The sequence below is a fragment of the Pseudomonas sp. 14P_8.1_Bac3 genome, from assembly GCF_025466085.1.
In the GTDB taxonomy this organism is placed as follows: Bacteria; Pseudomonadota; Gammaproteobacteria; order Pseudomonadales; family Pseudomonadaceae; genus Aquipseudomonas.
In genome coordinates, this window is the sequence record NZ_JANLOD010000068.1 from 82,817 (window position 1) to 103,523 (window position 20,707).

Annotated in this window: 20 protein-coding genes; 12 read left to right on the forward strand and 8 right to left on the reverse strand. The window is 61.3% G+C overall.

The genetic code is table 11. The features are described 5' to 3' along the window. The first annotated feature begins 29 nt into the window (after nt 1-29). Nucleotides 30-2,903, forward strand: coding sequence for an aminomethyl-transferring glycine dehydrogenase (gcvP, locus tag NTD84_RS22985; RefSeq protein ID WP_262170346.1), 2,874 nt, complete (start codon nt 30-32; stop codon nt 2,901-2,903). Between the two features lie 170 nt (nt 2,904-3,073). Here the strand turns inward: gcvP and NTD84_RS22990 are convergent, their stop codons facing one another. The 5 genes from NTD84_RS22990 to NTD84_RS23010 form a co-directional block, all read right to left on the reverse strand. Beyond that, nucleotides 3,074-3,391, reverse strand: coding sequence for a DUF2388 domain-containing protein (locus NTD84_RS22990; protein WP_410017375.1), 318 nt, complete (start codon nt 3,389-3,391; stop codon nt 3,074-3,076). A 68-nt stretch (nt 3,392-3,459) separates the two neighbouring features. After that, nucleotides 3,460-3,909: an NfeD family protein gene (locus NTD84_RS22995; protein WP_262170349.1), complete on the reverse strand. Its 450-nt coding sequence runs from the start codon at nt 3,907-3,909 to the stop codon at nt 3,460-3,462. A gap of 8 nt (nt 3,910-3,917) precedes the next feature. Continuing rightward, nucleotides 3,918-4,838 carry an SPFH domain-containing protein gene (locus NTD84_RS23000; protein ID WP_008150402.1) on the reverse strand — a complete coding sequence of 307 codons (921 nt, stop codon included), beginning with the start codon at nt 4,836-4,838 and terminating at the stop codon, nt 3,918-3,920. A gap of 108 nt (nt 4,839-4,946) precedes the next feature. After that, complete coding sequence (locus tag NTD84_RS23005; protein ID WP_262170351.1) at nt 4,947-6,731, reverse strand: GspE/PulE family protein; 1,785 nt, start codon at nt 6,729-6,731, stop codon at nt 4,947-4,949. A 90-nt stretch (nt 6,732-6,821) separates the two neighbouring features. Next, nucleotides 6,822-7,160, reverse strand: a complete 339-nt coding sequence (locus NTD84_RS23010; protein WP_262170353.1) for a hypothetical protein — start codon at nt 7,158-7,160, stop codon at nt 6,822-6,824. A gap of 126 nt (nt 7,161-7,286) precedes the next feature. On the opposite strand from NTD84_RS23010, the gene NTD84_RS23015 reads away from it, so the two are divergent. Next, a complete protein-coding gene (locus NTD84_RS23015; RefSeq protein ID WP_175391080.1) occupies nt 7,287-7,751 on the forward strand; it encodes an Lrp/AsnC family transcriptional regulator in 465 nt (154 codons plus the stop codon). A gap of 89 nt (nt 7,752-7,840) precedes the next feature. Here the strand turns inward: NTD84_RS23015 and NTD84_RS23020 are convergent, their stop codons facing one another. Further along, nucleotides 7,841-9,208 carry an inorganic triphosphatase gene (locus tag NTD84_RS23020; protein ID WP_262170357.1) on the reverse strand — a complete coding sequence of 456 codons (1,368 nt, stop codon included), beginning with the start codon at nt 9,206-9,208 and terminating at the stop codon, nt 7,841-7,843. Between the two features lie 156 nt (nt 9,209-9,364). Between NTD84_RS23020 and argE the strand changes: the two genes are divergently transcribed. From argE to NTD84_RS23035, 3 genes are all read left to right on the forward strand, one after another. Then, the gene (gene argE / locus NTD84_RS23025; protein ID WP_262170359.1) at nt 9,365-10,522 is read left to right on the forward strand and encodes an acetylornithine deacetylase; all 1,158 of its coding nucleotides are present in this window, start codon (nt 9,365-9,367) and stop codon (nt 10,520-10,522) included. A gap of 265 nt (nt 10,523-10,787) precedes the next feature. Beyond that, complete coding sequence (gene argA / locus NTD84_RS23030; RefSeq protein ID WP_262170362.1) at nt 10,788-12,086, forward strand: amino-acid N-acetyltransferase; 1,299 nt, start codon at nt 10,788-10,790, stop codon at nt 12,084-12,086. Nucleotides 12,087-12,560: 474 nt separating this feature from the next. Continuing rightward, entirely contained in the window at nt 12,561-13,922 is a 1,362-nt protein-coding gene (locus NTD84_RS23035; RefSeq protein WP_262170365.1) for an OprD family porin, read from the forward strand. On the opposite strand, the gene NTD84_RS23040 is transcribed toward NTD84_RS23035, so the two are convergent. Continuing rightward, nucleotides 13,901-14,122, reverse strand: a complete 222-nt coding sequence (locus tag NTD84_RS23040; protein WP_262170367.1) for a hypothetical protein — start codon at nt 14,120-14,122, stop codon at nt 13,901-13,903. The two genes, NTD84_RS23035 and NTD84_RS23040, sit on opposite strands and share 22 nt — an antisense overlap. A gap of 93 nt (nt 14,123-14,215) precedes the next feature. On the opposite strand from NTD84_RS23040, the gene NTD84_RS23045 reads away from it, so the two are divergent. The 7 genes from NTD84_RS23045 (at nt 14,216) to NTD84_RS23075 (ending at nt 19,838) form a co-directional block, all read left to right on the forward strand. Then, entirely contained in the window at nt 14,216-14,854 is a 639-nt protein-coding gene (locus tag NTD84_RS23045) for a peroxiredoxin (RefSeq protein ID WP_262170370.1), read from the forward strand. 320 nt (nt 14,855-15,174) lie between these two features. After that, nucleotides 15,175-15,768 (forward strand): NADPH-dependent FMN reductase, encoded by a 594-nt coding sequence (gene ssuE, locus NTD84_RS23050; RefSeq protein ID WP_262170372.1) that lies wholly within the window; start codon nt 15,175-15,177, stop codon nt 15,766-15,768. 90 nt (nt 15,769-15,858) lie between these two features. Next, nucleotides 15,859-16,824: a sulfonate ABC transporter substrate-binding protein gene (locus NTD84_RS23055; protein ID WP_262170373.1), complete on the forward strand. Its 966-nt coding sequence runs from the start codon at nt 15,859-15,861 to the stop codon at nt 16,822-16,824. Nucleotides 16,825-16,849: 25 nt separating this feature from the next. Then, nucleotides 16,850-17,998: an FMNH2-dependent alkanesulfonate monooxygenase gene (ssuD, locus tag NTD84_RS23060; protein WP_262170374.1), complete on the forward strand. Its 1,149-nt coding sequence runs from the start codon at nt 16,850-16,852 to the stop codon at nt 17,996-17,998. 8 nt (nt 17,999-18,006) lie between these two features. Then, a complete protein-coding gene (gene ssuC / locus NTD84_RS23065) occupies nt 18,007-18,789 on the forward strand; it encodes an aliphatic sulfonate ABC transporter permease SsuC (protein WP_262170376.1) in 783 nt (260 codons plus the stop codon). Further along, on the forward strand, nt 18,786-19,589 hold the full coding sequence (gene ssuB / locus NTD84_RS23070) for an aliphatic sulfonates ABC transporter ATP-binding protein (RefSeq protein WP_262170378.1): 804 nt from the start codon (nt 18,786-18,788) through the stop codon (nt 19,587-19,589). Before ssuC ends, ssuB begins: the two co-directional genes overlap by 4 nt. 33 nt (nt 19,590-19,622) lie before the next feature. After that, entirely contained in the window at nt 19,623-19,838 is a 216-nt protein-coding gene (locus NTD84_RS23075) for a molybdopterin-binding protein (protein WP_003229256.1), read from the forward strand. A gap of 202 nt (nt 19,839-20,040) precedes the next feature. Here NTD84_RS23075 and NTD84_RS23080 read toward each other — a convergent pair whose 3' ends face one another. Next, on the reverse strand, nt 20,041-20,667 hold the full coding sequence (locus tag NTD84_RS23080) for a TetR/AcrR family transcriptional regulator (RefSeq protein WP_262170379.1): 627 nt from the start codon (nt 20,665-20,667) through the stop codon (nt 20,041-20,043). Between the last annotated feature and the right edge of the window lie 40 nt (nt 20,668-20,707).

Sequence of the window (20,707 nt, forward strand, 5' to 3'; positions counted from 1 at the left end):
ATTGACCGTGCTGCATGAGAGAGCCCGTCATGTCCCAGTTGCCGTCCTTGAGCCAGTTACGCGACCCCAATGCCTTCCTTCGCCGCCACCTCGGGCCCGATGCCGCCGAGCAGCAGGCGATGCTCGACAGCCTTGGCGTCGGCAGCCGGGTCGAGCTGATCGAGCAGACGGTGCCGCCGGGTATCCGCCTGAACCGCGCGCTCGACCTGCCGCCAGCCCTCGACGAGCAAGCGGCGTTGGCCAAGCTACGCGGCTATGCCGAGCAGAACCAGGTCTGGACCAGCCTGATCGGCATGGGCTACTACGGCACCCTCACACCGGCCGTTATCCTGCGTAACGTGTTGGAAAGTCCCGGTTGGTACACCGCTTACACGCCGTATCAACCCGAGATCGCCCAAGGCCGACTGGAAGCGCTGCTGAATTTCCAGCAATTGACCATCGACCTGACCGGGCTGGAACTGGCCAACGCCTCCCTGTTGGATGAAGCCACCGCGGCGGCAGAAGCCATGGCCCTGGCCAAACGCGTCGCCAAGTCCAAAAGCAACCTGTTTTTCGTCGATGAAAACTGTCATCCGCAGACGATCTCCGTGGTGCAGACCCGCGCCGAAGGCTTCGGCTTCGAGCTGATCATCGACGCCGTGGATAACCTGCAACGGCACCAGGTATTCGGCGCATTGCTGCAATACCCCGACACCCACGGCGAGATCCGTGACCTTCGTCCTTTGATCGATCACCTGCACGCCCAGCAAGCGCTGGCCTGCGTCGCCACTGATCTGTTGAGCCTGTTGTTGCTGACGCCGCCGGGTGAGTTGGGCGCCGACGTGGTGTTCGGCTCGTCCCAGCGCTTCGGCGTGCCGATGGGCTATGGCGGCCCGCACGCGGCATTTTTTGCCAGTCGCGACGAGTACAAACGGGCGATTCCAGGACGGATCATCGGCGTATCGAAAGACGCCCGCGGCAACACCGCATTGCGCATGGCCCTGCAAACCCGCGAGCAGCACATCCGCCGGGAGAAGGCCAACTCGAACATCTGCACCGCTCAAGTACTGCTGGCCAACATCGCCAGTTTTTACGCGGTCTACCACGGGCCGGAGGGGTTGAAGCGCATTGCCCAGCGGGTGCACCGGCTCACCTGCATCCTCGCGGCGGGCCTGCAGCGCCACGGCATCACCCGCCTCAACACGCACTTTTTCGACACGCTGACGCTGGAGGTGGGCGGCACCCAGACGGCGATCATCGAAAGCGCCAGGGCCGCGCAGATCAACCTGCGCATTCTCGGGCGCGGACGCCTGGGACTGAGCCTCGACGAAACCTCTGACGAAAGCACCGTGGCGAAGCTTTTCGATATTTTCCTCGGCGCCGATCATGGGCTGACGGTCGAGGCACTGGACGCTGAAACCCTGCCTCGCGGTATTCCCGCCGAGCTGCTGCGCTCCTCGCCCTACTTGCGTCACCCGGTGTTCAGCGCGCACCACAGCGAAACCGAGATGCTGCGTTACCTCAAACACCTGGAGAACAAGGACCTGGCCCTCAATCAGTCAATGATCCCGCTGGGTTCCTGCACCATGAAGCTCAACGCCACCAGCGAGATGATTCCGATCACCTGGCCGCAGTTCGCCAACCTGCATCCGTTCGTGCCGAAAGAGCAGGCGGTCGGTTATACGTTGATGATCGAAGAGCTGGAGCGCTGGCTCTGCGCGATTACCGGTTTCGATGCAATCTGCATGCAGCCCAACTCTGGCGCCCAAGGCGAATACGCCGGGCTGCTGGCGATCCGCAAATACCATGAGAGCCGTCATCAAGGCGCGCGGGACATCTGCCTGATTCCGTCTTCGGCCCACGGCACCAATCCCGCATCGGCGCAGATGGCCGGCATGCGCGTGGTCATCGTCGAGTGCGACGAGGCGGGCAACGTTGACCTGGGGGACCTGAAAGCCAAAGCGGCGGAGGCGGGCGACAAACTGGCCTGCCTCATGGCGACGTATCCGTCGACCCACGGCGTGTATGAGGAAGGTATCAGCGAGATCTGCGAAGTGATCCACCATCATGGCGGCCAGGTCTACATGGACGGCGCCAACCTCAATGCACAAGTCGGGTTGGCGCGGCCGGCGGACATTGGCGCCGACGTCTCCCACATGAACCTGCACAAGACCTTCTGCATTCCCCACGGTGGCGGCGGACCGGGCATGGGGCCGATAGGTGTGCGCGCGCACCTCGCGCCGTTCGTGGCCAATCACCCGGTGGTGGCAATTGACGGCCCGTTGCCGCAGAACGGTGCGGTCAGCGCGGCGCCGTGGGGCAGCGCGAGCATCCTGCCGATCAGCTGGATGTACATCGCCATGATGGGGCCGCAACTGGCGGACGCCAGCGAGGTGGCGATCCTTGCCGCGAATTACCTGGCGCAACACCTGTCCGGCGCCTTCCCGGTGCTCTACACCGGGCGCAACGAACGGGTGGCCCACGAGTGCATCCTCGACCTGCGGCCCCTCAAGGCGCTGACCGGCATCAGCGAAGAGGACGTCGCCAAGCGCCTGATGGATTACGGCTTCCATGCGCCGACCATGTCGTTCCCGGTGCCAGGCACCTTGATGGTCGAACCGACGGAAAGTGAGTCGAAAGCCGAGCTGGATCGCTTTATCGCAGCGATGCTGAGCATCCGCGCGGAAATCACCGAAGTGCAGAACGGCAACTGGCCCGCGGAGGACAACCCGCTGAAACGTTCGCCGCACACCTTGGCCGACATCACCGGGGTCTGGGAGCGGCCTTACAGCATTGAGCAGGCGGTGACGCCGGACACGCACACCAAGGCGCACAAGTATTGGCCGGTGGTGAATCGCGTCGATAACGTCTACGGCGACCGCAATCTGTTCTGCGCTTGCGTACCTGTAGATGATTACCGCTGAAGTGAAGCCGACCCATTGTGGGAGCGGGCTTGCCCGCGAAAGCGGTGTGTCATTCAACGTTATAGTCGACTGACACGCCGCATTCGCGGGCAAGCCCGCTCCCACAGGGGTTTTGTGTTGGGCAAAAAAATGCCGCTCAAGAGAGCGGCATTTTTGTTCAGCCTTGGTGCTTATTCCGACGCGACGGCATTTTTCGCCAGGATCGCATTGGCCAATTCCATGTCCGTGGCCTGCAGGCCCGGGTTGTCGGCGCGGACTTTCTGCATCGCGGCTTCCAGGTACGGGCCACGAATGCTGCCATCGCTGGCAACGAAACTGCCCGCATCGTCCTGGGCGGCAATGATCAGCTTGTGATCCTTGAACGTCAGGTAGGTCGAACCGGTGGTCGCACCGGAGGAAATGACGTTACGCCAAAAGCCGTCGGCCATCGCCGAACCGATTGGCAGGGACAACAGGGCGATCGTAGCGACAGCAAGTTTGAGACGCATGATGGGTGACTCCACTGGGTTATCTACCGGGTTTGATTGCCGAGGAGCCAACGGAGTTCCCTATCCGCTCATTCCGCCTTTTCGACCTGCAAAACCACGCCTTGCTGCCCGACCACCCGCACACGGCTGCCGGCCGCGGCGTCAGGCCCGCGGGCCATCCATACGCCGTCCGCCACTTTGATCTTGCCGCGACCGTCGACAATCGCTTCATGCACCACAAAGGTTTTGCCAATCAATTCCTGGCCGCGCAGGTTGAGGTTCGGTTCGTCACTCTGGCGTACCGCGCTGCGCTGGCGCCGCCACCAATAAACGGCGGTGGCGATCGAGAGCAGGCCGAACAGCAGCAACTGCAGCTCCCAGGACATCTCCGGGAGCACGAACGTCAGTACGCCCACGGCGGCGGCCGCCATGCCGATCCACAGCAGATAGCCGCCGGCGCCGAACACTTCGAGAATCAGCAGCACGGTGCCCAGCGCCAGCCAGTCCCAGAACGATAAATGCTGCAGGAATGCCCACATGGCGAGCCTCAGGCTTTCTTGTTATCGAAGGTGGCCTTGACGATTTCACCGATGCCGCCCACCGCGCCGATCATCGAGCTGGCCTCGAGTGGCATCAGGATGACCTTGCTGTTGTTGGCCGATGCCAGTTTGCCCAGCGCGTCGATGTACTTCTGCGCGACGAAGTAGTTGACCGCCTGCACGTTGCCGCCGGCGATGGCTTCCGACACCACTTTGGTCGCCTGGGCTTCCGCTTCGGCTTGTCGTTCCCGGGCTTCCGCTTCGAGGAACGCGGCCTGACGACCGCCTTCGGCTTCGAGGATCTGCGCCTGTTTCTTGCCTTCGGCGGTCAGGATGGCCGCGGCGCGCAGGCCTTCGGCTTCGAGGATTTGCGCGCGCTTGATGCGCTCGGCTTTCATCTGCCCGGACATCGCGGCCATCAGGTCCGCGGGCGGGCTGATGTCCTTGATTTCGATCCGGGTGATCTTGATGCCCCACGGCGCGGTGGCTTCATCGACCGTACGCAGCAGTTTTTCGTTGATGCCGTCGCGCTGACTGAGCATCGCGTCCAGCTCCATCGAGCCGAGCACCGTGCGGATGTTGGTTTGCAACAGGTTGCGGATGGCGTGTTCGAGGTTGTTCACCTCGTAGGCCGCCTGGGCGGTGTTGACCACCTGGAAGAAGCACACGGCGTCGATCTGCACGGTGGCGTTGTCGGCGGTGATGACTTCCTGCGGTGGAATATCCAGGACGCTTTCCATGACATTGATCTTGCGACCGATGCGGTCCATGACCGGAATGATGATGTTCAGGCCAGGCTTGAGGGTGTTGGTGTAACGGCCGAAACGCTCGACCGTCCATTGATAACCCTGCGGCACCACCTTGAAGCCCATGAACAGAATGGCGACCACGAGGCCGACAAACAGCAAAAGCACGCTACCGATCTGCATAACGATTCCCTGTTGATCAATGAAGTTGCGATCGCAGGAGTGTAACGGCGCGGCGCGGCGATAAGAACCGTTTGTCGGCCTTCGCATCATCACGAGACATATCAGGTGTCATTTCTGCTCGCTCTGCGGTGTCACCCGCAGCACTTCCTCGACGGTCGTCAGCCCCGCAGCGACTTTCTGCGCTCCGGACAGCCGCAAACTGCGCATGCCTTCCTTGAACGCCTGGCGGCGGATCGCCGTCAGGTCGGTGTCGGGATTGATCAGCGCTTTGAGGCCATCCGTCAGTTGCATGATTTCGTAGACCCCGGCGCGGCCGCGATAGCCGGTGTCGCGGCATTCCAGGCAGCCGATGGCGCGCTGGGCGTTGCCCGGCAACGGTGCCTGCCAGGGTTTGGTCAGGGTTTGCCAGTCGTCTTCACTCAAGGTCAGCGGTGCCTTGCAATGCGGGCACAAGGTTCGCACCAGACGCTGAGCCATCACGCCGAGCACGGTGGCCTTGATCAGATAGTGCGGCACGCCGAGTTCCAGCAGGCGGCTGATGGCGCTGGGCGCATCGTTGGTGTGCAACGTCGACAGCACCAGGTGGCCGGTGAGCGCGGCCTGGATCGCCATTTCGGCGGTTTCGAGGTCGCGGATCTCGCCGATCATGATGATGTCCGGGTCCTGCCGCATCAGCGCCCGCACGCCGGCGGCGAAGGTCAGGTCGATGTTGTGCTGCACCTGCATCTGGTTGAACGCCGGTTCGACCATCTCGATCGGGTCTTCGATGGTGCAGAGGTTGACCTCCGGCGTCGCCAGTTTCTTCAGGGTGGTGTAGAGCGTGGTGGTCTTGCCGGAACCGGTCGGGCCGGTGACCAGGATGATGCCGTTGGGCTGGCGGGTCATGTCCTGCCAGCGGCGCAGGTCTTCGGCGGAGAACCCCAATTGATCGAAGTCCTTGAGCAGCACTTCCGGGTCGAAAATCCGCATGACCATTTTTTCGCCGAACGCCGTCGGCAATGTCGACAGCCGCAACTCGACCTCGCCACCGTCCGGCGTCTTGGTTTTCACCCGACCGTCCTGGGGTTTGCGTTTTTCCGCGACGTTCATCCGCCCCAGGCTTTTCAGGCGGCTGACGATCGCCATGGTCACCTGTGGCGGGAATTGATAGACGTTGTGCAGCACGCCGTCGATACGAAAGCGCACGGTGCCTTGCTCGCGCCGCGGCTCGATGTGGATATCGCTGGCACGTTGCTGAAACGCGTACTGGAACAGCCAGTCGACGATATTGACGATGTGCGCATCGTTGGCGTCCGGCTCCTGATCGCTGGCGCCCAGGTTGAGCAACTGTTCGAAGTTACCCAGGCTGCTGGCCTGTTGATCGTTGGTGGTCGCGCCGCTGACCGATTTGGCCAGGCGGAAAAACTCCACGCTGAAGCGCTGGATGTCCACCGGGTTGGCCACCACCCGTTTGATCGGCAGCTTCAACACGTGGGTCAGGTCGGCTTCCCAGCCTTTGACGTAGGGCTGCGCGCTGGCCACGGTCACGGCCTCGCGATCAATCGACACCGCAAGAATCTTGTGGCGCTGGGCGAAGGCGTAGGACATCAGCGGGGTAATGGCCGCGACGTTGATTTTCAACGGATCGATGCGCAGGTACGGCTGGCCGGCCTGCTGGGACAGCCACAGGGTCAGGCTTTCCAGGTCAAGGTGTTTGCCCGGACGACTGAGATCGTCCAGTTGCTGGCTGGCGATGAACTCCAGCGGATGCATCTGGCCATTGGCGGCGTGACGGCGACGGGCGTTGAGCGCGTGCTCGGCCGAGTCCTGGCTGATAAAGCCCTGGGCGACCAGTTCGCGCAGCAAATCATTGAGATCCAGCCAGCGGTCCTGAATGGCAAGTTGAACGGACATGCGGGCTCCTCGAGAACAACAGTTCGGCAAGGATAGTAGTGGACCGACTGACCGTTGGGCCACTACCCGACGAAGCCGTATCGAGTTTTTTCAGCCCGCCGCCTGAGCCGCGTCAACCCAGCCGGATTCAGCCACTTGCAGCTCAACCGAAAAGACGCTGATCAGGTTACGCAATTTTTCCGCGATCACTTGGGCGCGGTGCCAGCTCACGCCATCCATGACGATGTCCATCGACAGCTGATCGCCCCGGCGCTGCACGTTGAGCTGTTGCGGTGTCAGGCATTGCAATGCAAACAGGTTGAGCGCGCGGCACAGCAGATCCGGTTCGGCCTCGGCCAGCAGATGGTAGTGAACGTGGCAGTGGGCGTTGTTGATGTTCCAGACATCGGCGCGGGTGGGCGGGCTGTTCACGGCTTCGAGGTGCGGCATGGTCGGTCTCCACAATTATTGGAGAAATTTTTACATTCGAGGCCGGGTATTTCTCATCTATGATGGGACGTATTAACGATTTATCGAATCGCATAATTCATCATTCCATCAATCGTGGGTTTTTTTATGCAAAGCGAACTGGACGGTTATGACCGCAAGATCCTCGCGCTGCTGCAGGAGGACGCCTCGCTCTCCAGCGCACAGATCGCCGAGCAGGTGGGGCTCTCGCAGTCGCCGTGCTGGCGGCGGATCCAGCGGATGAAGGAGGAGGGGATCATCCGCGGTCAGGTGACGCTGCTGGACCGGAAGAAAATCGGGCTCAACACGCAGATCTTTGCCCAGGTGAAACTCAACGCCCACGGGCGTTCGAACTTCACTGAATTTACCGAGGCGATCCGCGGTTTTCCGGAAGTGCTGGAGTGCTATGTGCTGATGGGCGCGGTGGATTTCATGCTGCGAATCGTCGCGGCGGACATCGAGGCGTATGAGCGGTTTTTCTTCGAGAAGCTGTCGATGGTGCCGGGGATTCAGGAGGTGAATTCGATTGTGGCGTTGTCGGAGATCAAGTCGACGACGAGTTTACCGGTCTGAAATTCTGCCCGGATAGTGCGGGACCCATCGCCAGCAGGCTGGCTCCCACAGGAAACCAATGTGGGAGCCAGCTGCTGGCGATAGCGATATTACAGGCGCAGCAACATTTTCCAGGCGCGATGCTGATACACCGCAATCGCCTGCTGCTTGCGCGCATCCAGCGATTCATCGGTGATCGGCTCGTTGGCCAGTTGCGCCAGTTGTTTCAATTCACCGTACAGGCGGTCCATTTCCGGGATGTCCAGCACGTGGCGGGCATGGTGCAGCCAGGCCTGGATGCGCTCGATACGCGGCAGTTGCTCGGCCAGATCTTCCGGTTGTTGCTGGTAGCGCTGCAACTGCAGCGACGTCGCTTCCTCGCCCAACAGGCGCGGCAGCCAGCTACCCAATTGCGCAGCGCCCTGGCGGTTGCCACGGACGTTGCGATCGGCGGCCCAGGTGCGGGCCAGCAACCAGCGCGACGTGCTCAGCGAGAACTGGCCCCAGCGCGGGTCTTCCAGCTCTTCGAGGAACTGCTCCGGCGCGGCTTTGCGCACGTCTTCGTCGTCCAGACCGGCCAGTACCAGCGGGCGCCAGTCTTCGAGCAAGGCGTCCAGGGCGAGGCGCAGGTCGTGGGTCGACTGACGCGGGGCGGCCTGGCCCAGGCTGCTCAGCAGTGCGCGCAGTTCGGCGAGGTTTTCCACCCAGTCCTGCAACAGGCGCCAGTGGCCGTTGAAGCGATACTGCTCGGCCAGACGCTGGCTGCTGCCCAGCAAGTGCCAGCCCAGCGCGGCGAACGCGTCGTCCAGCGGCGTTTCGGCGGTGATCTGCGGCGCCGGCAGGCTCAGCGAATAGCTGTTGGCGTCGTACAAACGGTAACCGCGCTCGGCCTTGCTGATGTCGCATGGCATCAGGGCCAAGGTCGACGCCAGTTCGGCGGCCAGCTCCAGCAATGCAGCCGGTTCGCCTTCGCGCAGTTCGAGTTCCAGCTCGCAGATTTCTTCTTTCTGCTTGCCGACCACCACGTGGCCCAGGTCCAACGCGGCTTCGATGACCACTTTGGTCTTGCCACGGCCCCAGGCGATTTCAGCGCGTTCGCGGATGAAATCGGTGGTGAAGATCGGCTTCAGGGTTTTCTTGTCCAGCTCGGCCAGTTCTTCCGGCCAGCATTCGCCGTCGAGCTTTTTCACGTCGAGCTTGGCTTTGGGCAAGTTCCAGTCGTACTCGTTACGCTCGGACAACCCGGCGACACTCTGGCCACGTGTCTTGAGGGTCTGAATCACGTCTTCGCCATCGCGGCGCAGGCGCAGGGCCACTTTGGCACGGGCCAAGTCGCGCTCAGGCGTGTCGAAGTACTGGTTCATCAGTTCACGGCGTTCCCAGCCACTTTTGTTGCGTTTTTTCAGGAGCGGGTGCTCGCGCAGGGCAGCGAGGGTTTCGCGGCTGACGCGGAGTTTGATTTCGGTTTCTTTCTGCATGGCCGGAAAATCCAGGATCGGGAGCGCAGCCGGGGGAATGTGTGGCTGCCAAGGCCGTGCAGTGTACAGGACTCATCCATCCTACGCGCCGCGACGGTTTATTCCTGTCGCTGGATGGTTCTATGATGGTCCTCAATTCGGGAGTTGGAGTCAGCGATGCCTTTGCCGTCCATGAAAGATCAGTTCGCTGCGCTGATTGCCGCGCCGTCGGTCAGTTGCACCCAGGCGAGCCTCGATCAGACCAACCGCCCGGTGATCGACTTGCTGGCGACATGGCTTGGCGACCTGGGATTTACGTGTGACATCCAGCAGGTCAGCCCGGGCAAATTCAACTTGCTCGCCAGTTTTGGCTCGGGGCCCGGCGGCCTGGTGCTGGCGGGGCATAGCGATACCGTTCCGTTCGATGGCGCATTGTGGCAGACCGACCCGTTGAAACTGACCGAGGTCGATGGCCGCTGGGTTGGTCTGGGCAGTTGCGACATGAAAGGCTTTTTCGCCCTGGCCATCGAAGCCGTCAGACCCTTGCTCGACCAGTCGTTCAAGCAACCGCTGCTGATTCTTGCCACCTGCGACGAAGAAAGCTCGATGTCCGGCGCGCGTGCCCTGGCCGCAGCCGGGCGGCCGTTGGGTCGGGCGGCGGTGATCGGTGAGCCGACCGGGCTCAAGCCGATCCGCATGCACAAAGGCATCATGATGGAGCGCATCGACATCCTCGGTCAGAGCGGCCATTCCTCGGACCCGCGCCTGGGCCACAGCGCCCTCGAAGCCATGCACGATGCGATCGGCGAACTGCGAGGCCTGCGCCTGCTGTGGCAGCGGGAATTTCGCAATCCGCAGTTCGGCGTGCCCACGCCGACCCTGAATTTCGGCTGCATTCATGGTGGCGATAATCCCAATCGAATTTGCGGCCAGTGTTCGCTGGAATTTGACCTGCGCCCGTTGCCAGGCATGGACCCCAAGGTCCTGCGCGCCGAGATCCTGAAGAAGCTCAATCCGATTGCCGAACGGCACCAGGTGAAGATCGATTACGCGCCGCTGTTTCCCGAAGTGCCGCCGTTCGAGCAGGCCGAGGACGCCGAATTGGTCCGGGTCGCGGAAAAGCTCACCGGCCATCGGGCCGAATCAGTGGCATTCGGCACCGAAGCGCCTTATCTTCAGCGCCTTGGCTGCGAAACCGTGGTGCTCGGGCCGGGCGACATCGCCTGTGCGCACCAGCCGGGGGAATACCTCGAAATGTCACGTTTGCAGCCTACGGTGCATCTATTGCGTCAGTTGATTGAACATTACTGCCTGAGCCCGGTGCCAGTCAGTTGAGCGCAATCCATGTGGGAGCGGGCTTGCTCGCGAAAGCGGTGTATCCGATACATCAATGGCGACTGCCACACCGCTTTCGCGAGCAAGCCCGCTCCCACAGGGGTCATGCAGTGAGTGATAAACCGTATAAATTGCCGGTACCCCTACCCGTATTCATGAGGAGAGCGCGCGTGTCGCCAAGCCTGTTCCGACGATAACCATCAGCCCGCTGTGCGTTTTCTGCTTCGCCCATTTTTTGGCTGCTCTTTATTACAGGCCCAGGTTCATGCCCGAATACGTTAATTGGCTTCGCCACGCTTCGCCTTACATCAATGCCCACCGCGATTGCACCTTTGTCGTCATGCTGCCCGGCGACGGCGTTGAGCACCCGAACTTCGGCAATATCGTCCACGACCTGGTGCTGCTGCACAGCCTTGGCGTGCGGCTGGTGCTCGTTCACGGCTCCCGCCCGCAGATCGAAACCCGCCTCGCCGCGCGCGGCCTGACCCCGCATTATCACCACGGCATGCGCATCACCGATGCGGCGACCCTCGAATGTGTGATCGATGCAGTCGGCCAGCTGCGGATTGCCATCGAAGCACGCCTGTCCATGGATATGGCGTCGTCACCGATGCAGGGCTCGCGCCTGCGGGTGGCCGGCGGCAACCTGGTCACCGCCCGCCCGATCGGCGTGCTCGAGGGGGTTGACTATCACCACACCGGCGAGGTGCGTCGGGTCGACCGCAAGGGGATCAATCGCCTGCTGGACGAGCGCTCGATCGTGCTGCTGTCGCCGTTGGGCTACTCGCCGACCGGGGAGATCTTCAACCTCGCCTGCGAAGACGTTGCCACCCGCGCGGCGATCGATCTGGGGGCGGACAAGTTGCTGCTGTTCGGCGCCGATCTGGGCCTGATCGATGAACACGGTCGCCTGGTGCGCGAACTGCGCCCGCAGCAAGTGCCGGCGCATTTGCAGCGTCTGGGCAGTAATTATCAGGGCGAATTGCTGGATGCGGCTGCGCAGGCCTGCCGGGGCGGCGTAGCGCGCAGTCATATCGTCAGTTACGTCGAGGATGGCGCGCTGCTGACCGAACTGTTTACCCGCGACGGTGGCGGGACGCTGGTGGCGCAAGAGCAATTCGAGGTGGTGCGCGAGGCCGCGATTGAAGACGTCGGCGGTTTGCTCGACTTGATCAGTCCACTGGAAGAGCAGGGCATCCTGGTGCGTCGCTCTCGTGAAGTGCTGGAGCGCGAGATTGAGCAGTTCAGCGTGGTCGAGCGCGAAGGCATGATCATCGCCTGCGCGGCGCTGTATCAGATTGCCGATTCGGATGCGGGGGAGCTGGCCTGTCTGGCGGTGAACCCGGAATACCGCCATGGGGGGCGTGGCGATGAATTGCTCGAGCGCATTGAAACCCGTGCCCGGGCTCAGGGATTGAAGACGCTGTTCGTCCTCACCACCCGCACGGCGCACTGGTTCCGTGAGCGCGGCTTCGTTCCGAGCAGCGTCGAGCGCCTGCCGTCGGCGCGGGCATCGCTGTACAACTATCAGCGTAATTCGAAGATCTTCGAAAAAACGCTGTGATCACAGCACGGCCCTTGTACGAGCCGCCTGCCTGCAGCCGGCTCCTAAAAAAATATTCGGGCGATACAAAAACTGTAACAAATTGACTAGATAGTGCGCGTTTGGCCATGATGGCGCCGCTTTTTCGATAGGGTTTGACGTTTGCAGATCGCGTCGATGCTCATCGGTCCGGAAAGGCGAGCAGATACCATTCAGGAATTAGCCCAGGCGGCCGATACGTTGGGCCAACACAAAGACGGCGCCTCGGGCTATATATCCGAACGGTATGAAAAAGAATGAAATAATTCTTTTTGGCTTTATTCAGAAGCTATTACTCTTGCACCACCCACACACTGTGATTAGACCTTGGTCGTAGACACACATGGTTACGATTGACTTGTGGGTCACGGTCTGGCGCTAATCGCGCATCTTAGGATCCCGGGCATACGACCCAGGACCAGGAACACAAGAATTAGAAACGAGAGGAGCGAAACAATGAACAAGTCCACCTTGGCCCTGGCTGTGGCTGTAGGGGTTTTGGCGCAGCAGGCAAGCGCCGCCGGTTTCATCGAAGACAGCAAGGCCACTCTGGGTCTGCGTAACTTCTACATCAACACTGATAACCGTGATGGCACTGCCAGCCCAAGTCGTAACGAAGAATGGGGCCAAGGCTTCGATCTGCGCTTCACTTCCGGTTATACCCAAGGCACCGTCGGCTTCGGTATCGACGCTATCGGCCTGCTGGGCGTACGTCTGGATTCGGGCGGCGGCACTAACGGCAACGTTGCCGCTAACGGCAGCCCTGGTACCGCCTACGGCGGCACTGTTTTCCCAAGCAAGTCCAACGGCGAAGCGGTTGATGACTTCTCCAGCCTGGGCCTGACTGCCAAAGCCAAGATCTCCCAGACCGAACTGAAGCTGGGTACCCTGCAACCGAAGAACCCGGTAATCGTGACCAACGACGGTCGCTTGCTGCCGCAAACCTGGCAGGGTGGCCAGATCACTTCCGGCGACATCAAGGACCTGACCCTGGTTGGCGGTCAGATCGAAGCTGTGAAGGGTCGTAACTCCAGCAACAACGAGAACCTGTCCATTAACGGTGCGGCTGTGCGTACCGTTAACAGCAACAAGTTCATCTACGGCGGTGGTGATTACAAGATCACCAAAGACCTGACTGCCCAGTATTACTACGGCAACCTGGAAGATTTCTACAAGCAACACTTCCTGGGTCTGGTTCACAACTGGGCTATCGGCCCGGGCGTGCTGAAATCTGATCTGCGCTACTTCAACAGTTCCGACGACGGCAAGAATGGTAATACCCCTGCCTACTACAGCTCCGGTGACTACAGCGGCGTTGCGAGCGGTCGCGGTAAAGTCGACAACAACCTGTACAGCGGCCTGTTCCTGTACACCGTTGCCGGTCATACCTTTGGTGGCGGTTACCAGGTCAGCAACGGCAGCAGCGACTTCCCTTGGCTGAACCAGGGCGACGGTTCGTCGAACTACACCATCACCGACATGCAAATCCAGAAGTTCGGCCGTGCCGGCGAACGTACCTGGCAAGCACGCTACTCGTATGACTTCGCCAAAGTTGGCGTACCAGGCCTGACCGCCGGTATGGTCTACCTGCATGGCGACAACATCGACACAACTTCGGCTACCCGTCCCTTCGCTCAAGTAGCTAACGGTGCGTCTGAGTGGGAACGCGACTTCACCCTCGCATACGTCGTACCTGAAGGCGCGCTGAAAAACGTTGGCTTCATGTGGAAAAATGCTACCTGGCGTACCGATATCCCGGGCGTTCGCTCCCAGGACGAAAACCGCCTGATCCTCAGCTACTCGATCCCGCTGCTGTAATAGCGCTCGCGTAACCGCTGAAAAAAAGCCCCGCCCGGCATCACGCCGGGCGGGGCTTTTGCGTTTTCAAGGCGGGGCCACCCCCGTAATCCCGCCTTGAAACTTCCTCTTTGCAGCAACTCAAGGCCTTCTCGAACCTCGGTAGCGATACTCGCCGCGATGGCGCGTGCAGGTCCAGTGAACAGATCTTTAATATTCATTAAAGATCTAAGAATGGCGATATTTATTCTTTTTAATAAATATCAAACACGAGCTACAGTTGAGTCCTACAACACACTCATCAGGAGCCCACCATGAGCATCAGACTCGGCGACATCGCCCCCGATTTCGAACAGGATTCCAGCGCTGGCACCATCCGCTTCCATGAATGGCTGGGCGACAGCTGGGGCGTGCTGTTTTCGCATCCGGCGGACTTTACCCCGGTGTGCACCACCGAGCTGGGCTTCACCGCCAAGCTCAAGGATGAGTTCGCCCAGCGTGGCGTCAAGGCCATTGCGCTGTCCGTCGACCCAGTGGACTCGCACCACAAGTGGATCGAGGACATCAACGAAACCCAGAACACGATCGTCAATTTCCCGATCCTGGCCGATGCCGATCGCAAGGTCTCGGACCTGTACGACCTGATCCACCCCAACGCCAACGACACTCTGACCGTGCGTTCGCTGTTCGTAATCGACCCGAACAAGAAAGTGCGGCTGACCATCACCTACCCGGCGAGCACCGGCCGTAACTTCCATGAAATCCTGCGGGTGATCGATTCGCTGCAACTCACCGACAACTACAAGGTGGCCACCCCGGCCAACTGGAAGGACGGTGACGAAGTGGTGATCGTGCCTTCGCTCAAGGATGAAGATGAAATCAAGCAACGCTTTCCCAAAGGTTATCGCGCGGTGAAACCGTACCTGCGCCTGACGCCACAGCCGAACAAGTAAGCCCGTACCTGTGGGAGCGAGCCTGCTCGCGATGGAGGTTTGAACACCGCGGGTTGTCAGGCTGCCACCGTCATCGTTGACGACCATCGCGAGCAGGCTCGCTCTCACAGGGGGAAAATCAACAGCATCCACAAAGCAGGGGATTTCAGGCCGTTTCGACGGCCTTTTTTTTATGCTTGGAAAACGACACCTGTCATATCTCCATATCGAATAACCAAATGAATAAATATGATTTAAAGATATATAAATCCCCTGTTATGGTCTCCCCATCGAAGCGAGATCGCACGTTGCGAATCGCCCAAACGTCCAAGGAATTCTGAATGCTGGTCGTCTCACTCGGTGGCAGTCCCAGCCAGCGCTCCCGTTCCGGGGTGCTGCTGGACCGTTCACAACGCTGGTTGCAGGAGCAAGGTGTAGAGGTGGTGAGTTATCAGGTACGGGACTTCCCGGCCGAAGACTTGCTGCACGCACGTTTCGACAGCCCGATGGTGATCGACCTGCTGCAACAGATTGAAAACGCCGACGGCTTGCTGATTGCTACCCCGGTCTACAAGGCGTCGTTCTCCGGCGCATTGAAGACCGTGCTGGACCTGCTGCCGGAACGCGCACTCGCGCACAAAGTCGTGTTGCCCATGGCCACCGGCGGTAGCATCGCCCACATGCTGGCGGTGGACTACGCGCTGAAGCCGGTGCTGTCGGCGTTGAAAGCCCAAGAGATGCTCCACGGGATTTTCGCCGTGGACAGTCAGATCGCTTACGGCGAAGGCAGCGCGCTGGCGCAACTGGCGCCTGAGCTTGAAGAACGACTGAGCGAATCCCTGGAGCTGTTTTTCAGCGCCATGGCGCGCCGGCCCAAGCCGCTCGATCCGAACGTGTTGAATGAACGCCTGTTGAGTGCTCGCTGGAGCATTTAAACCTTACCCCAAACTTGATGTACTCACCTTACTCAGCCGCCAACGGCCAAGCAGGTGCAGCCAAAACCCAACTGCAAAAAGGAGAGCGCAATGCGCACTGTCATTTTGCGTCGTGGTCTGGTCGCTCTGTTTGTTGCGGCTGTGTCCCTCGGCGCCATTACTCAAGCTCAAGCCGAAACGTTGCGAATCGGTTATCAAAAGTACGGCACTTTGGTCCTGCTCAAGGCCAAGGGCACCCTGGAAAAACGCCTGGCCGCCCAAGGCGTGGACGTGCAATGGACTGAGTTTCCCGGCGGCCCGCAGCTGCTCGAAGGCTTGAACGTCGGCTCGATCGACTTCGGCGTTACCGGCGAAACACCACCAGTGTTCGCCCAGGCCGCCGGGGCTGACCTGCTCTACGTCGCCTACGAGCCGCCAGCGCCCCACAGCGAAGCGATCCTGGTGCCGAAGGACTCGCCGATCAAATCGGTGAAGGACCTCAAGGGCAAGAAAGTCGTGCTGAACAAAGGCTCTAACGTTCACTACCTGCTGGTCCGCGCGCTGGAAGACGCCGGCCTCAAATACACCGACATCCAGACTGTATTCCTGCCGCCGGCCGATGCCCGCGCCGCGTTCGAACGGGGCAGCGTCGATGCCTGGGTAATCTGGGACCCGTACCAGGCTGCCGCCGAACAGCAACTGCAAGCGCACACCCTGCGCGATGGCCAGGGCATCGTCGACAACCACCAGTTCTACCTCGCGACCAAGCCCTACGCACAGAAAAATCCTGAGGTGATCAAGACCCTCGTGGAAGAAGTGCGTGCCGTTGGCGAATGGTCCAAGGCCAATCCTGAGGACGTGACCAAACAAGTTTCGCCACTGCTCGGGCTGCCGCAAGACATCACCCTGACCTCGGTGAAACGCCAGGGCTACGGTGCGCTGTTCCTGACCCCCGACGTGGTCGCCGCGCAACAGAAAATCGCCGACAGCTTCTACCAGCTCAAGCTGATTCCGAAGCCGCTCAGCATCAAAGACGTGATCTGGACGCCACCGGCAGCCGTTGCCAAAGCGCAGTAATTCGATTCCCTAAGGAGACCACTCCATGAGCCTCAATATCTTCTGGTTCCTGCCTACCCACGGCGACGGCCATTACCTTGGCACCGCCGAAGGCGCTCGCGCCGTTGACCACGGTTACCTGCAACAAGTCGCGCAAGCGGCGGATCGCCTGGGCTTCGGCGGGGTGCTGATTCCCACCGGTCGCTCGTGCGAAGACTCGTGGTTGGTGGCGGCGTCGCTGATCCCAGTGACCCAGCGTTTGAAATTCCTTGTCGCGTTGCGCCCCGGGATCATTTCCCCGACGGTGGCCGCGCGTCAGGCCGCGACCCTGGATCGCCTGTCCGGCGGTCGCGCGCTGTTCAATCTGGTTACCGGCGGTGATCCGGAAGAATTGGCGGGTGATGGTTTGTTCCTGAGTCACGAAGAGCGTTATCAGGCTTCGGTGGAATTCACCCGCATCTGGCGCCGCGTGCTGGAAGGCGAAACCGTCGATTACGACGGTCAGCACATCAGTGTGAAGGGCGCCAAGCTGCTCTATCCACCGATCCAGCAACCGCGTCCGCCGCTGTATTTCGGTGGCTCTTCGGAAGCGGCGCAGGACCTCGCGGCAGAGCAGGTGGAAATGGTCCTGACCTGGGGCGAGCCACCGGCCGCCGTCGCCGAGAAAATCGAGCAAGTGCGCGCCAAAGCCGCCAAGCTCGGGCGCACGGTGCGCTTCGGCATCCGTCTGCATGTGATCGTTCGTGAAACCAACGCCGAAGCCTGGCAAGCGGCCGACCGACTGATCTCGCACCTGGACGACGAGACCATTGCCCGAGCCCAGGCGTCCCTGTCGCGCTTCGACTCGGTCGGCCAGCAGCGCATGGCGGCCTTGCACGGCGGCAGCCGCGATAACCTCGAAGTCAGCCCCAACCTGTGGGCCGGCGTCGGCCTGGTGCGCGGTGGTGCCGGTACTGCCTTGGTCGGCGACGGCCCAACCGTGGCTGCCCGCGTGAAGGAATACGCGGACCTGGGCATCGATACCTTCATCTTCTCCGGTTATCCACACCTGGAGGAGTCGTACCGGGTCGCCGAACTGCTGTTTCCGCACCTGGACATCGAACGACCGGAGCTGCCGAAGGGCGCCAACTACGTCAGTCCGTTCGGCGAGATGGTGGCCAACGACATTCTTCCCAAAGCTGCGTCCCAGAGCTGAGGCGCGCCATGAAGAAAATCATCCACAACCTTGCGCCTTGGGCGTTGCCGGTGTTGCTGCTGGCGGTGTGGCAGTTGTCGGTGTCGGCGGGCTGGTTGTCGACACGGATTCTGCCGGCCCCCGTCGCCGTCATCGAAGCCGGCGTCAGCCTGGTGCGCAGCGGCGAAATCTGGACGCACCTGGCGATCAGCGGCTGGCGCGCGGCCCTGGGTTTCACCATTGGCGGCAGCATCGGTCTGGCACTGGGTTTCATCACCGGCCTGTCGAAGTGGGGCGAACGCCTGCTCGACAGTTCGGTGCAGATGATCCGCAACGTGCCACACCTGGCGCTGATTCCCCTGGTGATCCTGTGGTTCGGCATCGACGAGTCGGCGAAGATCTTCCTGGTCGCCCTCGGCACCCTGTTCCCGATCTACCTCAATACGTATCACGGCATCCGCAACGTCGATCCGGCGCTGGTGGAGATGGCGCGCAGCTACGGCCTGTCCGGTTTCAGCCTGTTCCGTCAGGTGATTCTGCCGGGGGCGCTGCCTTCGATTCTGGTGGGGGTGCGCTTTGCCCTGGGGTTCATGTGGTTGACCTTGATCGTCGCCGAAACCATCTCCGCGAGTTCCGGCATTGGCTACCTGGCAATGAATGCCAGGGAGTTTTTGCAGACCGACGTGGTGGTGCTGGCGATCCTGATGTACGCGGTGCTCGGCAAACTCGCCGACCTCGCGGCCCGTGGACTTGAACGCGTGTGGCTGCGCTGGCACCCGGCCTATCAGGTCGTCAAGGGAGGTGCCGCATGACTGCTCTGCCTCCACGCCTGCTGCGCGGTATTCCGCTGGCGGTACGCAAGCTGCAAAAAACCTTTGGTTCGCGGCAGGTGCTGCGCGAGATCGACCTGCACATACCGGCCGGCCAGTTCGTCGCCGTGGTGGGGCGCAGCGGTTGCGGCAAAAGTACGTTGCTGCGCTTGCTCGCGGGCCTCGATAAACCCACCGGCGGTGAACTGCTCGCCGGCTCCGCGCCGTTGAGCGATGCCCGGGAAGACACCCGGTTGATGTTCCAGGAAGCGCGGTTGCTGCCCTGGAAAAAGGTCATCGACAACGTTGGCCTCGGGCTCAAGGGCAACTGGCGTGCGCAGGCGCTGGAAGCGCTGGAGTCGGTCGGTCTCGCGGACCGTGCCAATGAATGGCCGGCGGCGCTGTCCGGTGGCCAGAAGCAACGGGTGGCCCTGGCCCGCGCGCTGATCCATCAACCGCGCTTGCTGTTGCTTGATGAGCCGCTGGGCGCACTGGATGCCCTGACCCGAATTGAAATGCAGCAGCTGATTGAGCGGCTCTGGCAGAAGCACGGTTTCACCGTATTGCTGGTGACCCACGACGTCAGTGAAGCGGTGGCGATTGCCGACCGGGTGATCCTGATCGAAGAGGGCGAGGTCGGCCTCGACCTGCAGGTGGAGCTGCCGCGCCCTCGGGTCCGCGGCTCCCATCGGCTGGCGACGCTGGAAACCGAAGTCCTCAACCGCGTCCTCGCGCTGCCCGGTGAGCCACCGGAACCGGAACCCGTTTCACCCTTGCCTACGCAATTGCGTTGGGCGCAATAACTCACGCCTCATCCAACGACAGGAATCAACATCATGACTATCAAGGCCATCAACGTTCGTAACCAGTTCAAAGGCTCGATCAAGGAAATCGTACTGGGTGACGTGCTGTCGGAAATCGACGTACAGACCGCTTCCGGCATCGTGACTTCGGTGATCACCACTCGCTCGGTGAAAGAGCTGGAGCTGGTGGTTGGCAGCGAAGTAATCGCGTTCGTGAAATCCACCGAGGTGTCGATCGCCAAGTTGTGATCGCATGCGGTACACACAGCCCCGAAAGGCTTGAGCCCTTCGGGGTTTTTTGTGGGTGTGAATCAGTGAGGTCGGTGGGGTTCCCATCGCGAGCAGGCTCGCTCCCACAGGAGATTTTAGTGGCCACAGGTTCTGTGCCCGGCGCAAAACCACTGTGGGAGCGAGCCTGCTCGCGATGAGGCCCGTAGAGCCAATAAAAATCTCAGCGCTTGGCCAGATAAGGTGGCAAATACAACCCGAGATACGCATCAAACACCCGCATGCCTTCCTCGGCCATGCGTGGCGTGATTTGCCCATGCTGCTGCACTGAGCGGGCGTACACGCGATCACCCAGCTCCATCGCCAGGGCAAACACATCCACATCGGCCGGCAGCCGCGGCAGCTCGAAGTGGTGATCGAACAGCTTGTGCATCAAGTCGCCCAGTTCAATGTCGTGCTGGCGGTCGGCCTGGGTGACTTCGGTCAACCCGTGCTGGGCGAGGATCAGTTGGCGGGCGGCGGCGTCTTCGTCGTAGATGTCGAGCATCCGCTGTTCCACCAGCCGCGACAGGTCGCGCCAGTCGCCGAGCGCGTCGTGGTCGATGGGGGCTTGCAGGCAGGCGCGGAAGGCGGCGTGCACGTCCGCGGTCAGCGCCTCGAGCAGGGCGGGAACGCTGGCGAAGAAGTGGTAGACGGAGGAGGGCGGGATCTCCGCGCGCTCGGCGACGCTGTAGATCGACAGGCTGGCCACGCCCTCGGCGGCCAGCAGCGTGCGGGCGGCGTCGAGTATCGAATCGATCCGGGCCTGGCTGCGGGCGCGGGGTTTGCGAGCGGTGGCGGTGCGCGTCATTGGAGTCTCCTGCGGGGCAGCGGGCATTGTACGAGCAGGG

Bases quoted from the DNA above. Each gene is read 5' to 3' on its own strand.
- gcvP (WP_262170346.1), top strand. From the start codon at position 30: ATGTCCCAGTTGCCGTCCTTGAGCCAGTTACGCGACCCCAATGCCTTC.
- NTD84_RS22990 (WP_410017375.1), bottom strand. From the start codon at position 3,391: ATGCGTCTCAAACTTGCTGTCGCTACGATCGCCCTGTTGTCCCTGCCA.
- NTD84_RS22995 (WP_262170349.1), bottom strand. From the start codon at position 3,909: ATGTGGGCATTCCTGCAGCATTTATCGTTCTGGGACTGGCTGGCGCTG.
- NTD84_RS23000 (WP_008150402.1), bottom strand. From the start codon at position 4,838: ATGCAGATCGGTAGCGTGCTTTTGCTGTTTGTCGGCCTCGTGGTCGCC.
- NTD84_RS23005 (WP_262170351.1), bottom strand. From the start codon at position 6,731: ATGTCCGTTCAACTTGCCATTCAGGACCGCTGGCTGGATCTCAATGAT.
- NTD84_RS23010 (WP_262170353.1), bottom strand. From the start codon at position 7,160: ATGCCGCACCTCGAAGCCGTGAACAGCCCGCCCACCCGCGCCGATGTC.
- NTD84_RS23015 (WP_175391080.1), top strand. From the start codon at position 7,287: ATGCAAAGCGAACTGGACGGTTATGACCGCAAGATCCTCGCGCTGCTG.
- NTD84_RS23020 (WP_262170357.1), bottom strand. From the start codon at position 9,208: ATGCAGAAAGAAACCGAAATCAAACTCCGCGTCAGCCGCGAAACCCTC.
- argE (WP_262170359.1), top strand. From the start codon at position 9,365: ATGCCTTTGCCGTCCATGAAAGATCAGTTCGCTGCGCTGATTGCCGCG.
- argA (WP_262170362.1), top strand. From the start codon at position 10,788: ATGCCCGAATACGTTAATTGGCTTCGCCACGCTTCGCCTTACATCAAT.
- NTD84_RS23035 (WP_262170365.1), top strand. From the start codon at position 12,561: ATGAACAAGTCCACCTTGGCCCTGGCTGTGGCTGTAGGGGTTTTGGCG.
- NTD84_RS23040 (WP_262170367.1), bottom strand. From the start codon at position 14,122: ATGAATATTAAAGATCTGTTCACTGGACCTGCACGCGCCATCGCGGCG.
- NTD84_RS23045 (WP_262170370.1), top strand. From the start codon at position 14,216: ATGAGCATCAGACTCGGCGACATCGCCCCCGATTTCGAACAGGATTCC.
- ssuE (WP_262170372.1), top strand. From the start codon at position 15,175: ATGCTGGTCGTCTCACTCGGTGGCAGTCCCAGCCAGCGCTCCCGTTCC.
- NTD84_RS23055 (WP_262170373.1), top strand. From the start codon at position 15,859: ATGCGCACTGTCATTTTGCGTCGTGGTCTGGTCGCTCTGTTTGTTGCG.
- ssuD (WP_262170374.1), top strand. From the start codon at position 16,850: ATGAGCCTCAATATCTTCTGGTTCCTGCCTACCCACGGCGACGGCCAT.
- ssuC (WP_262170376.1), top strand. From the start codon at position 18,007: ATGAAGAAAATCATCCACAACCTTGCGCCTTGGGCGTTGCCGGTGTTG.
- ssuB (WP_262170378.1), top strand. From the start codon at position 18,786: ATGACTGCTCTGCCTCCACGCCTGCTGCGCGGTATTCCGCTGGCGGTA.
- NTD84_RS23075 (WP_003229256.1), top strand. From the start codon at position 19,623: ATGACTATCAAGGCCATCAACGTTCGTAACCAGTTCAAAGGCTCGATC.
- NTD84_RS23080 (WP_262170379.1), bottom strand. From the start codon at position 20,667: ATGACGCGCACCGCCACCGCTCGCAAACCCCGCGCCCGCAGCCAGGCC.